This is a genomic window from Micromonospora sp. WMMD956, from assembly GCF_029626125.1.
In the GTDB taxonomy this organism is placed as follows: Bacteria; Actinomycetota; Actinomycetes; order Mycobacteriales; family Micromonosporaceae; genus Micromonospora; species Micromonospora carbonacea.
This window is the reverse complement of record NZ_JARUBI010000005.1, coordinates 2734969-2747412: the sequence shown is the minus strand read 5'-3', so window position 1 is coordinate 2747412 and position 12444 is coordinate 2734969. Positions and strand designations below refer to the sequence as shown.

The following is a 12444-nucleotide window of genomic DNA, read 5'->3' as shown; positions in this document are numbered from 1 at the left end:
ATGCGCGTCCTGGTGATCGACAACTACGACTCGTTCGTGTTCAACCTGGTGCAGTACCTCGGTCAGCTCGGGGTGGACTGCGAGGTGCGGCGCAACGACGAGATCGACGTCGCGGACGTGGGGCGGGTCGGCGCGGCCGGCGTCCTGCTCTCTCCGGGGCCGGGCAGCCCCGACCGCGCCGGCATCTGCCTCGACGTCATCCACCGGTACGCGGGCGAGCTGCCGATCTTCGGCGTCTGCCTGGGCCACCAGGCCATCGGCGAGGCGTTCGGGGCCACCGTGACCCGCGCCCCCGAGCTGCTGCACGGCAAGACCTCCGAGGTCAGCCACCACGGCGTCGGGGTGCTCGCCGGCCTGCCGGACCCGTTCACCGCCACCCGCTACCACTCCCTCGCCGTGCTGCCCGAGACCCTGCCCGAGGAGCTGGAGGTCACCGGCTGGACGGGCTCCGGGGTGGTCATGGCGATGCGGCACCGCACCCTGCCGATCGAGGGCGTCCAGTTTCACCCGGAGTCGGTGCTGACCGAAGGCGGTCACCTGATGCTGGCGAACTGGCTCGCCGCGTGTGGCCACCCGGCGGCACTGGAACGCGCCCCGGCGCTGGCCGCCGAGGTGGATGCGCGCCGCCGGGCCGCCTTCGCCCCGGTGTGACGGCCTCGTGGGTCGTACCGTCAGTGCTCGTCGCCCCGCCGACGGGCACGCGCGGTCAGCAGGGTGACGGCCAGGACCGTCAACGAGACGACGCCGACGGCCTGGCCGATCCGGTCGATGCGCTCCGAGTTGCAGGCCCGGTACGCCTTCTCCCAGTAGTCCCCGTCCGAGGGGCCCCGCCAGCGGTCCAGGTCGGTCTGTAGCGTGTTGCCGCAGCTCTGCCGCTCGTGGTCACCCGGGCCGAGGATGCGGATCGGCACGATCAGCAGGAGCGCCACCGCTGCCGCCCCGAGCCACGCGACCCGGGCCGGCGTCACCCAGGTGCGCGCCCTCGATCCGCTCCGTGTGCTTCCGATCTCCATCGGCCAGATGGTAGGACACCCGTCGGCCGGCGTCAGTCCTGGTTGGGGCGCACCGGCGGGGTCGGGAAGGGGAAGCCGCCGCCGTTGCCACCGCCGTCCTCGGTCGGGGTGGGCGTGGGCGTGGTCGGGCCGCCCGTCGGCTCGGTCGGGTCGGGGGTGGGCTCGGGGATGTCGACCTCGATGGTGACCCGCTTGCCCCGCTCCAGCTCCGTGCCGCCCCGGGGGTTCTGGCCGGACACCTTGCCGGCCTGGTCGGCGGGGACCTCGTCGCCGTCGACGATCTGCACCACGTACCCGGCCTGCTCCAGCTCGCGCTTGGCGTCGTTGGCCGAGGAGCCGACGACGTTCGGCACCTGCCGGACGTTGCCCCGGGAGACCTCCAGGGTCACGGTGCTCTCCTCCGCGACCTTGGTTCCGGACTTCGGGGAGACGTTCGTGACGATCCCCTCCGGCGAGGAGCTGCTGACCTCCTTCTTCACCACCTTGAGCTTGAGGGCCTTGAGCTGCGGCTCGACGTTGTCGAACTGGGAGCCGACCAGCCCGTTGGGGATCGTCACCTCCGGTTTGCCGGAGCAGAGCTGGATGGTGACGCCCCGGCCCTTCTCCAGCTGGGTGGTCGGCGGTGGCTGCTGCGCCGCGACGGTGTCCTTCTTGCAGGTGCTGTTGGCGATCGGGTCGCCGACGGCGGGGACGAGGCCGGCCTGTTCGAGCTGGGCCACTGCCGCCGCCTGGGTCTGCCCCGTCAGGTCGGGGACGGGGATCTTCTCGGTGCCGCTCCCGTTCATCAGGAAGGCGGTGATCAGGGCGATGATCGCGAGCACGCCGAGCGCGGCGAAGGTGGCGATCACCCAGGAGGAGGCCCGGCGCTGGCGCGGGTCGCCGACCCGGGCGGGCGGCTGCTGCCGGGTGGCCGCGCCACCGACGACCTGGGTCGGGTAGCCCGACCCGGCGGCCGACATCGGCGCGGTCTCGGCCTCCCGCATCACCGGGGTGGCGAGCACCGGCCGGCCCGCCGCCGCGCGGAGCAGGTCGGCCCGCATCTCGCCGGCGCTCTGGTAGCGGTTGAGGGGGTTCTTCGACAGCGCCTTGAGCACGATCGCGTCGACCGCGGGGTTGACGTCGGGGTTGATGTCGCTCGGCGTCGGCGGGGCCTCCCGCACGTGCTGGTACGCCACGCTGACCGGGCTGTCCCCGACGAACGGCGGGTGGCCGCAGAGCAGCTCGAACAGCACGCAGCCGCCGGCGTACACGTCGGAGCGGGCGTCGACCGCCTCGCCGCGCGCCTGCTCGGGTGAGAGGTATTGCGCCGTGCCGATGACCGCGCTGGTCTGCGTCATCGTGGTCGCGCCGGACGCCAGGGCCCGCGCGATGCCGAAGTCCATCACCTTGACCTGGCCGGTCTGGGTGAGCATCACGTTGCCGGGCTTGATGTCGCGGTGGATGATCCCGTGCCGGTGGCTGAACTCCAGCGCGGCGCACATGTCGGCGCAGATCTCCAGCGCCCGGCGCGGCTGGAGCCGCCCCTCGACGCCGAGCACCTCCTTGAGGGTCCGCCCGTTGACGAACTCCATCACGATGAACGGCAGCGTCTCGCCGGTGGGCCCCGTCTCCTCGCCGGTGTCGTAGACCGCGACGATGGCCGGGTGGTTGAGCGAGGCGGCGTTCTGCGCCTCGCGGCGGAACCGCATCTGGAAGGTGGCGTCGCGGGCCAGGTCGGCACGGAGCATCTTGATCGCGACGTCCCGACCGAGCCGGAGGTCACGGCCGCGGTGCACCTCGGCCATGCCGCCGTAGCCGAGCAGCTCGCCGACCTGATACCTGCCACCGAGCAGGCGGGCCTGCGCTGTCATCGCGTCTGTCGTCCTTCGCTCGTGGTCGTCTCGCCGCCGCCCGGCAGGAGTGGTCGTTCCACCCGACGGTACGGCGTCCCGGACGGATCGTCGCGCCCACCGGCCTGCACCGCGCCGGACGCCACGACCCGGGTGCCGGACCCGCCGGGGTCCCCGGCGGCAGTGTTCTTCCGCAGGTTGTAGGAAACCACGCCGGAGCAGAGCAGAACCAGGGTGGCCACCAGGATGAACAGCCAGACCGCTCCTGACCTGGACTGCTGCGGCGGGGCCGGGGGCGGGCCGGGCGGGCGGGCGTACGCGAGGGGGTTGGCCTGGCGGACCGGGACCGGCGGCGGCACGGTCGCCGCGCCGCGCGGGTAGGCCGGCGGGTTGGCCACCGGCGGGTGGGGCGGCTGGTGCACCACCGGCGGGCGGGGCTGGTGGGTGACCGGGGGCTGGTGGGTGACCGGGGGTCGGGGCGCCGCCACGGGGGGCCGCTGCTGCGGCGGGGCCGACGCCGGGACCGGACGCTGCTGCGGCGGGCCGGAGGTCGGCACCGGGCGCTGCGCCACCGCGGGCGGCCGGGGCTGCTGCCGGGAGGCGGGGGGCACCTGGGCGCGCGCCTGCGGGCCGGCCGGGGACGCCGGTGCGGCGGAGACCTGCCCGACGTGGCCGCCGCCCCGGGACTGCTGCCCGAGCGCGAGCTTCGCCTGGCGGGCCACCCCGGCGAGCGCGGCGGCGCTGGGCCAGCGGGCGGCCGGGTCCTTCGCCATGGCCCGCTCGACGATCGCCCGGACCGGGGGCGGGATGTCCGCCGGCAACGGCCGGGGGGTGTCCCGGACGTGCTTCATGGCGATCTCCAGCGGGTTGTCGCCCTCGAACGGCCGCCGCCCGGCGAGGCACTGGTAGGCGACCACGCCCAGGGCGTAGACGTCGGAGGCGGGCGTCGCCACCGCGCCGGTGGCCTGCTCGGGGGAGATGTAGGAGGCGGTGCCGAGCACCGAGCCGGCGGCGGTGAGCTGGGCGACCAGCTCCGACCGGGCGATGCCGAAGTCGGTCAGCACGAGGGTGCCGTTGGGCCGGACCAGCAGGTTTCCGGGCTTCACGTCGCGGTGCACGATGCCTTTGCAGTGCGCCGCGTGCAGCGCGTCGGCGGCCTGGGCGAGCAGGGCCATGGTGCGCGCCGGGGTGAGCCGGCCGACCCGCCCCAGCGTCGAGGAGAGCGCGTCGCCCTCGATGTATTCCATCACCAGGAAGGCGATCTGTTGGTCGTGGCCGAAGTCGTAGACGTCGACCACGCCGGGGTGGTTGATCGTGGCCATGGTGCGGGCCTCGCCGCGGAAGCGCTCGGCGAAGTCGGGGTCGTCGAGCAGCGCCGGGAGCAGGCTCTTCACGGCGACCGTGCGGCCGAGCACCTGGTCGGTGCCGCGCCACACGTCGCCCATGCCGCCGCTGGCGATCCGCTCGTCGAGTCGGTAGCGGTTGCCGAGCTGGACCCCGGGGCTGAGCATGTCAGCGCCCCCCGGAGTCGGCGGCCGCCGCCTGCATGATCTTGCCGGCGATCCGGGCCGCCTCGGCGCTGCCGCCGCTGCCCGCCTCCTCCAGCACCACACACACGGCGGAGACCGGGGTGCCCTTCGAATCCAGGGCGAAGCCGATGAACCAGCCGTGGTCGGGGGTCTGCGGGCCCGACTGGGCCGTGCCGGTCTTGCCGCCGACGGTGTAGCCGTTGAACTTCGCGTTGCGGCCGGTGCCGTTCTCCACCACGCTCACCATCATGTCGCGCAGGTCCGACGAGACCTGCCCGCTGACCGGCTGGCGCAGCTCGCGCGGCTTGGCCGTGTAGTAGCTGGTGGTGCGGTCCGGCGCGAGGAGCTGCCGCACCAGGTAGGGGCGCATCTGGCTGCCGCCGTTGGCGACCGCCCCGGCGATCAGGGCCCCCTGGAGCGGGGTCATCTTGACGTCGCGCTGGCCGATGGAGGACTGGGCCAGCGCGGCCGGGTCGGTGCTGCCGTCGGGGCCCTGCATGGCCCCGGTGCGGCTGGCCGCCACCGGCAGCCCGTCCTCGCCGAGCTGGCCGACGGTCAGGTCGTCCTGCTCGAACCCGAACTGCCGGGCCTTCTCCTTCACCTTGTCCGCGCCGAGCTCCACGCCGAGCTTGGCGAAGCCCGTGTTGCAGGACTCGGTGACCGCGCTGATCAGGGTCACCTCGGACTCGGGGCAGATCGACGGCACCGCGTTGCGGATCGGGGTGCCCGACGTCGGCGGGGTGTAGCTGGGGCCCGCCGGGATCTGGGTGTTCTTGCCGATGCCGTTCTCCAGCGCGGCGGCGGCCACCACGATCTTGAAGGTGGAGCCCGGGGGCAGCACCTCCGACAGCGCCCGGTTCTTCAGCGGGCCGCCCTCCGCGCTCTCCAGCTTGTTGTACGCCGCCGTCGCCTCGTCCGTGTCGTGGCTGGCCAGCGGGTTCGGGTCGAAGCTGGGCATGGAGACCAGCGCCTGCACCGCCCCGGTACGCGGGTCGAACGCGATCGCCGCGCCCTTCTTCGCCCCGACCTGGTTGTTGGACAGCCCGTTGAACGCGGCGTCCTGGGCCCGCTTGGAGAGGGTCAGCAGCACGTTGCCGCCGCCGGTCTCGTCGCCGGTGAACATGTCCTTGATCCGGTTGGCGATCAGCGCGTCGCTGGTGCCGGCGAGGAAGTCGTTCTCGACCCGCTCGATGCCGGTGTCGCCGAGGTTGACCGGCTTGTAGCCGAGGACGTGCGCGTATTTCTCCCCGCCGGGGTAGGTGCGCAGGAACCGCAGCTTGCCGCCGGTCTCCTTGCTGGTGGCGAGCGCCGTGCCGCCGGCCTCGATGTTGCCGCGCTTGCGCTCGTACTCGGCCACCTGGACCCGGCCGTTGTAGTCGCTGTTGCGGTATTCGTCGGCCTTGTAGGCCTGGATCCAGTTCAGGTTCGCGAAGAGCAGACCGAACAGGACCATCGCGACGACACCGACGCGGCGCAGGGGTGCGTTCACGGCCGGATCACCTCCGTGGGGGCACCGTGCAACTGCTCGGGTGGGCCGCCCCCGGGTCGGGCCGCCGGGCCGCCGCCACCGGTCACCGGGCGGCGGGCCGCGTCGGAGACCCGCAGCAGCACCGCGATGAGCAGCCAGTTCGCCATCAGCGACGAGCCACCGGCGGAGAGGAACGGGGTGGTCTGACCGGTCAGCGGGATGAGCTTGCTGATCCCGCCGACGATCACGAAGACCTGGAGGCCGAGGGTGAAGGCGAGGCCGCCGGCGAGCAGCTTGCCGAACGAGTCCCGCACGGCGAGCGCGGCCCGCAGGCCCCGCTCCACGATGAGCAGGTAGACCACCAGCAGCGCGGAGAGGCCGAACAGCCCGATCTCCTCGCCGATGCCGGCGAAGATGAAGTCGTTCTGCACCTCGGGGATCTCCAGCGGCTCGCCGCCGCCCGGCCCCGCGCCGAACAGGCCGCCGCTGCCCAGCGCCAGCAGGCCCTGGACGAGCTGGTAGCCGTCCTGGTAGGGGTCGGCGAACGGGTCCAGCCAGATCTGCGCCCGCAGGTGGAAGTTGGCGAACGGCCCGCCGACGACGCCGCCCAGCACGTACGCGAGGTAGGCGCCGCCGAAGAACAGGATCAGGCCGATGAGCAGCCAGCTCACCCGTTCGGTGGCGATGTAGAGCGTCACCACGAACATGCCGAAGTAGAGCAGCGAGGTGCCCAGGTCCTTCTCGAAGACGAGGACCAGCACGCTCAGCGCCCAGACCGCGAGCACCGGCCCCAGGTCCCGCCCGCGCGGGAAGTCGATGCCGAGGAACCGGTGGCTGGCCAGCGACAGCACCTCGCGCTTGCGGACCAGGTAGTAGGCGAAGAAGGCGAGCAGCGCGAGCTTGGCGAACTCGCCCGGCTGGATCTGCCCCACCCCGGGCACGATGATCCAGAGCTTCGCGCCGTAGATCTCCGAGTATTTCGCCGGCAGCACCGCCGGGATCATCACCAGCACGATGCCGGCGAGACCCAGGGTGTACGCGTACCGGGAGACCGACCGGTGGTCGCGCATGAGCGCCAGCAGGCCGGCGGCGAGCATCACCGACGCCAGCGTCCAGGCGAACTGCCGGCCGCCGTTGCCGGCGAAGATCGCCAGCGACTCCCGGTCGGCGGGGGCGGCCCGGGCCAGGTCGAGCCGGCGCAGGAAGCCCACCCCGATGCCGTTGAGCAGCGCCACCGCCGGCAGCAGGGCCGGGTCGGCGTAGGGGGCCAGGAACCGGATGACGACGTGCAGGGCGAGGAAGACGCCCGCCAGCACGGCGGTGGGGACCCAGAAGTCCGGGGTGACCGTGTCGAGCACGGTCGCCTCCACCGTCGCGCCGTACGCGGCGACGATCACCAGGGCCAGCAGCAGCAACGACAGTTCGGCGTTGCGCCGCGACCGGGCCAGGCGTACGCCGGGCTGCTCGCCCGTCGTCGCGGGCGAGGCGGCCGGTGCGGCGGCTGCGGTCACGGAGATGTCCTCGGTTTTCTCAGTCGACGCTCACTCCGGCGACCGGCACCCGGCCGGGTCGGCCGGCGGAACCGTGTCGGAGGGCAGCACGTCGGGCGTCTCGGTGGGCGCGGGGGTCGGGGTGGCGACGGGCCGGGGACTGCCGGAGGCCGTGCGGGTCGCCCCCGGCCGGTCCGGGGACCTCGTGGGCTCCGGCGTCGGGGCCAGGGTCGGCGTCGGGGTCAGGGTCGGCGTCGGCTGGCAGATCGGCTTGAGGTTGGGGTTCAGCGGGTCGTCGCTGGTCAGCTCGGCCAGCCGGCGCTCGGCGTCGGGCTCGTCGCGGGCCGGGATGCCCTGCTTGACCTGCTCCTGGGCGGCGAGGGTGAGGTCGTCGAGCCGGGCGGGGCTGACGGAGTGCTCGGCGGAGAGGTCGAGGCCGGCGATCTGCCCCTGCACGCCCCGGAACACGGCCACCCGGCCGTCCTCGGTCGCGCCGACGTAGTACTGCCGCTGCGTGTACGTCCACCCGCCGACGAGCGCGCCGCCGAGGATGACCAGCAGGGCGAGGGTCATCGCCGCGGTGCGCAGCGGGCGGCGCTTCGGGCGGTCGTCGTCGCCGTCGTCGTCGGCCGGCTCCTCGGGGGCGGGCGGCCGGGGGGCGGAGAGCGCGGAGGCGCGCGCGGCGGGGGTGGAGACGTCGGCGGAGGTGGCCATGCCCCGGTCCCGGGCGGCGGCGCCGCCGACGATCGGGCTCGCCTCGACGATGTCCCGGTCGGTGGCGTCGGCGATGATCACCGTGATGTTGTCCGGGCCGCCGCCGCGCAGCGCGAGCTGGACGAGCCGCTCGACGCACTGCTGCGGATCGGTGTATTCCCGCATGGTGTCGGCGATGGTCTCGGCGCTCACCACGCCGGAGAGGCCGTCGCTGCAGATCAGGTAGCGGTCGCCGGGGAGCACCTGCCGGACGCTGTATTCCGGGTCGATGTCGCGGCCGTCGAGCGCCCGGGTGAGCAGCGAGCGCTGGGGGTGGCTGCTCGCCTCCTCGGCGCTGATCCGGCCCTCGTCGACGAGCATCTGGACGTAGGTGTCGTCTTTGGTGATCTGCGCGAACTCGCCGTTGCGCAGGAGATAGGCCCGCGAGTCGCCGATGTGGACCATGCCGAGCTTGGTGCCGGAGAAGAGGGTCGCGGTCAGCGTGGTGCCCATCCCCTCCAGCTGCGGGTTGGCGTCCACGGTGTCGCGGAGCTGCTGGTTGGCGGTGCCCACGGCCGAACGCAGCGCGTCGACCAGGGCGTCACCGGGGACGTCCTCGTCGAGCGGCGCCATGGCACCGATGACGATGTTGCTGGCGACGTCACCGGCGGCCATGCCGCCCATGCCGTCGGCTACGGCGAGAAGCCGCGGCCCGGCGTAGACGGAATCCTGGTTACCGTCTCGGATCAGACCGCGGTCGCTGTGGGCCGCATAGCGCAGGGTCAGAGTCATGGCCGTAATTCGAGAGAGGTGCGCCCGATGCGGATCGGCACGCCGAGGGGGACGGGGGTTGGTCCGGTGACCTTAGCGCGATCGAGGTAGGTGCCGTTAGTCGATCCGAGGTCCTCGACGAACCACTGCCCGTCGCGGGGCACGAGCCGGGCGTGTCGCGCCGAGGCGTAGTCGTCGGTGATGACGAGGGTCGAATCCTCGGCCCGGCCGATGGTGATCTGCGCCTCGCCCAGGGTGATCCGGGTGCCGGCGAGCTGACCGGCGGTCACCACCAGCTGGTGCGCGGCCCTGCCCCGCTTCGCCTTGGCCGGCTTGGCCTGCGGCTGACCGGTCGAGGCGCCCACGGCCCGGGGCGCGGCCACCAGCCGGCCCGACCGGGCGCCGGCGAACAGGTCCCGGCGGATGACGCCGACCACCGTGAACACGAAGATCCACAGCAGGATCAGGAACCCGAACCGGGCGACGGTGATGACGAGTTCCGGCAAGGCGGATCAGCCGTCCACGCGGAAGGTCAGGGTGGTCGTGCCGAGCTGGATCATGTCGCCGGGGTTGAGCGCGACGGCGGAGACCCGCTGGCCGTTGACCATCGTGCCGTTCGTCGAGCCGAGGTCGGTCAGCACGACCTGACCACCGTCGAAGTCCAGCCGGGCGTGTCGGCGGGAGATCCCGACGTCGGGCAGGCGCAGGTTGGCCTGGTCGCCCCGGCCGATCACGGTCGAGCCCATCTGGAGCGGGTAGGTGCGGCCGTCGCCCGAGACCAGCCGGACGTTGCGCCCGCCGCCGTGCCCCGGCGGGGGGCCGTAGCCGCCGCCCTGGTCGTACGCCGGGTAGGCGGGGCCGGCGTCGTAGCCGCCCTGGTCGTAGCCCGGCGCGGAGACCGGCGCCACGTCGCCGCCGGTGTAGACCTCGGCGGTGACCCGGAACATGCCGGTGTCGAGGCCCTCGCCGCGCTCGATCTCGACGATCACGTCGCCGTAGACCGTCCAGGCCTGCTCGCCGATGAACTCCGCCTGCGACTGGGCCAGCTCCTGGGCCAGCGCGGCGGCGTAGGGTGCCAGGCGGTTGTGGTCGTAGGGCGAGAGATCGATCACGTAGCGGTTGGGCACCAACGTGCGCCCGCCGGCCAGGATCGCCTTGTGCGCCTCGGCCTCCCGCTGCATGGCGTTGAGGATCTCCACGGGGTGCACCACCCCTTTGAAGACCTTGGCGAAGGCTCCCTCCACCAGGCCTTCCAGACGCTTCTCGAAGCGTTGCAGCACGCTCACCGGCTCCTCCTCGGGTCCCGAGGACATGATGGTATCCGGCCGGCGCGCGCGCAGCTCACACGCCGCTCGGCCGGCCGTCGCCGGCCCGTTCGAACGGGCCCTTTCCCGCGTGCTACAGTTTCGTCCGCCACGAACGGTAACCGGTCGCGGCGCAGGCCAGGGACACCGTAGGATGTGCCGGGCCGCTGGGGACAGCGGGTCCGGGGCAGGCTAAAGTGTTCCCGGTCAAGCCACGGGGAAGTGGCGGAATGGCAGACGCGCACGGTTCAGGTCCGTGTGCCCGAAAGGGCGTGGGGGTTCAACTCCCCCCTTCCCCACCAGAGCGAGGGCTCCGCACGACGCGGGGCCCTTTCGCCGTTCCATGGGCTCGGCGTCCCATCCGGCGGGTGCCGGACGTCACGCTATGCTCCGATCGTTTCCCTGCCTCCGATGGACCAGGAGTGGCGTGTGAGTGTCGCGTTGGTGACCGGGTCGGGCGGCCTGATCGGTTCCGAGGCGGTCCGGCACTTCGCCGGCCTCGGTCTCGACGTCGTCGGCATCGACAACGACATGCGGCAGGAGTTCTTCGGCGCCGAGGCGTCGACCGCGTGGAACGTCCGGCGGCTGGCCGAGGAGCTCGGCGGGGCGTACGCGCACCACAGCATCGACATCCGCGACCGCGACTCGCTGGCGAAGCTCTTCACCCGGTACGGCCGTGACATCGCCGTGGTGATCCACACCGCCGCGCAGCCGTCGCACGACTGGGCGGTGCGGGACCCGTTCACCGACTTCGACGTCAACGCCGGCGGCACCCTCAACGTGTTGCAGAACGTGCGCGAGCACTGCATCGAGGCGCCGGTGATCCACTGCTCGACCAACAAGGTCTACGGCGACCGCCCCAACAGCCTCCCGCTTGTCGAGCTGGAGTCCCGCTGGGAGATCGAGCCGGGGCACCCGTACGCGCAGGGCATCCGCGAGGACATGTCGATCGACGCCTGCCTGCACTCGGTCTTCGGCGCGTCGAAGGTCGCCGCCGACGTGATGGTGCAGGAATACGGCCGCTACTTCGGCATGCGCACCGCCTGCTTCCGGGGCGGCACGCTGACCGGCCCGGCGCACTCGGCGACCGAGCTGCACGGCTTCCTGGGGTACGTGATGCGCGCCAACATGGAGCGCCGCACCTACAAGATCTTCGGCTACCAGGGCAAGCAGGTCCGGGACGCGATCCACAGCTCGGACGTGGTGTCGGCGTTCGAGGCGTTCTTCCGCGACCCGCGCTCGGCGGCCGTCTACAACCTGGGCGGCGGCCGGCACTCCAACACCTCCAACCGGGAGGCGTTCGCCCTGGCCGAGCAGATCACCGGCCAGGAGATGATCACCGAGTACGTCGAGGCGAACCGGATCGGCGACCACAAGTGGTGGATCGGCTCCAACGAGGCGTTCCAGGCCGACTACCCGGGCTGGAAGCAGGTCTACGACGTGCCGATGATCATGCGTGAGATCTACGAGGCCAACGTGGACAAGTGGGTGCCCGGGGCATGACCGACGGCAGCAAGCGCAACGTTCTCGGCGTCCTCGTCGACGCCACCGACTACGCCACCGCGACCGAGCGGGTGGTGGCGGCGGCGCACGAGCGGCGTCCGCTGGCGCTCACCGCGCTCGCCGTGCACGGGGTGATGACCGGGGTGCTCGACCCGGCCCACAACGCCCGGCTCAACTCGTTCGACGTGGTCACCCCGGACGGGCAGCCGGTGCGCTGGGCGCTCAACCTGCTGCACCACGCCAACCTGGCCGACCGGGTCTACGGCCCGCTGCTGACCCTGCACGTGCTGCGCCGCTTCGCCGAGGAGGGCCTTCCGGTCTACCTGTACGGCTCGACGGAGGAGACGCTGGCGCGGCTGATCCCCGCCCTGGAGCGGATGTTCCCGGCGCTGAAGATCGCCGGGGTGGAGCCGTCGAAGTTCCGCGCCGTGCAGCCCGGCGAGGACGCCGAGATCGCCGACCGGATCCGGTCCAGCGGGGCCAGGCTCGTCCTGGTCGGGCTCGGCTGCCCCCGGCAGGAGGTCTTCACCTACGCGATGCGTCCGCTGCTGGACATGCCGATGATGGCCGTCGGGGCGGCTTTCGACTACCACGCGGGGCTGCTGCGCAACCCGCCGCCGTGGATGCAGCGGGCCGGCCTGGAGTGGTTCTGGCGGCTCGGCCTGGAGCCGAAGCGCCTGTGGCGGCGGTACGTCGTCCTCAACCCGGCGTACCTGGCCCGGCTGGCGGCGCAGAAGACCGGCCTGTGGAAGGCGAAGCCGCCCACTCCGGCCACCGAGCGCCCCGCCACCTTCGCCGTCTAGACCGCCCCGCGCGACCCCTACGGGGCGGGGCTGCGGGACGA

General features: G+C 72.6%; 11 protein-coding genes and 1 tRNA gene. 4 read left to right on the top strand and 8 right to left on the bottom strand.

The genetic code is table 11. The features are described 5' to 3' along the window. A complete protein-coding gene (locus O7628_RS12650; protein ID WP_278130535.1) occupies positions 1–651 on the top strand; it encodes an aminodeoxychorismate/anthranilate synthase component II in 651 nt (216 codons plus the stop codon). Between the two features lie 20 nt (positions 652–671). Here the strand turns inward: O7628_RS12650 and O7628_RS12645 are convergent, their stop codons facing one another. Genes O7628_RS12645 through O7628_RS12610 form a run of 8 tightly spaced genes read right to left on the bottom strand, consistent with a single transcriptional unit; the run spans position 672 to position 10106 of the window. Beyond that, positions 672–1013: a hypothetical protein gene (locus O7628_RS12645; protein WP_278130534.1), complete on the bottom strand. Its 342-nt coding sequence runs from the start codon at positions 1011–1013 to the stop codon at positions 672–674. A gap of 32 nt (positions 1014–1045) precedes the next feature. Further along, on the bottom strand, positions 1046–2863 hold the full coding sequence (pknB, locus tag O7628_RS12640; RefSeq protein WP_278130533.1) for a Stk1 family PASTA domain-containing Ser/Thr kinase: 1818 nt from the start codon (positions 2861–2863) through the stop codon (positions 1046–1048). After that, on the bottom strand, positions 2860–4353 hold the full coding sequence (locus O7628_RS12635; RefSeq protein ID WP_278130531.1) for a serine/threonine-protein kinase: 1494 nt from the start codon (positions 4351–4353) through the stop codon (positions 2860–2862). Before O7628_RS12635 ends, pknB begins: the two co-directional genes overlap by 4 nt. Before the next feature lies 1 nt (position 4354). Next, on the bottom strand, positions 4355–5860 hold the full coding sequence (locus O7628_RS12630; RefSeq protein ID WP_278130530.1) for a penicillin-binding protein 2: 1506 nt from the start codon (positions 5858–5860) through the stop codon (positions 4355–4357). After that, positions 5857–7350 (bottom strand): FtsW/RodA/SpoVE family cell cycle protein, encoded by a 1494-nt coding sequence (locus O7628_RS12625; protein ID WP_043961074.1) that lies wholly within the window; start codon positions 7348–7350, stop codon positions 5857–5859. The genes O7628_RS12630 and O7628_RS12625 overlap by 4 nt, the downstream gene beginning before the upstream one ends. 30 nt (positions 7351–7380) lie before the next feature. After that, entirely contained in the window at positions 7381–8814 is a 1434-nt protein-coding gene (locus tag O7628_RS12620; protein ID WP_278130529.1) for a PP2C family serine/threonine-protein phosphatase, read from the bottom strand. Next, a complete protein-coding gene (locus tag O7628_RS12615) occupies positions 8811–9299 on the bottom strand; it encodes an FHA domain-containing protein (protein WP_074475676.1) in 489 nt (162 codons plus the stop codon). The genes O7628_RS12620 and O7628_RS12615 overlap by 4 nt, the downstream gene beginning before the upstream one ends. A gap of 6 nt (positions 9300–9305) precedes the next feature. Next, positions 9306–10106 carry a DUF3662 and FHA domain-containing protein gene (locus O7628_RS12610; RefSeq protein WP_043961072.1) on the bottom strand — a complete coding sequence of 267 codons (801 nt, stop codon included), beginning with the start codon at positions 10104–10106 and terminating at the stop codon, positions 9306–9308. 207 nt (positions 10107–10313) lie between these two features. Here O7628_RS12610 and O7628_RS12605 point away from each other — a divergent pair. The 3 genes from O7628_RS12605 to O7628_RS12595 all read left to right on the top strand — a co-directional run bounded on the left by O7628_RS12605 (position 10314) and on the right by O7628_RS12595 (position 12403). Continuing rightward, positions 10314–10399, top strand: a tRNA-Leu gene (locus O7628_RS12605). A 127-nt stretch (positions 10400–10526) separates the two neighbouring features. Next, entirely contained in the window at positions 10527–11600 is a 1074-nt protein-coding gene (locus O7628_RS12600; RefSeq protein WP_278130528.1) for an NAD-dependent epimerase/dehydratase family protein, read from the top strand. Then, positions 11597–12403 carry a WecB/TagA/CpsF family glycosyltransferase gene (locus O7628_RS12595; RefSeq protein WP_074475759.1) on the top strand — a complete coding sequence of 269 codons (807 nt, stop codon included), beginning with the start codon at positions 11597–11599 and terminating at the stop codon, positions 12401–12403. The genes O7628_RS12600 and O7628_RS12595 overlap by 4 nt, the downstream gene beginning before the upstream one ends. Positions 12404–12444 lie beyond the last annotated feature (41 nt).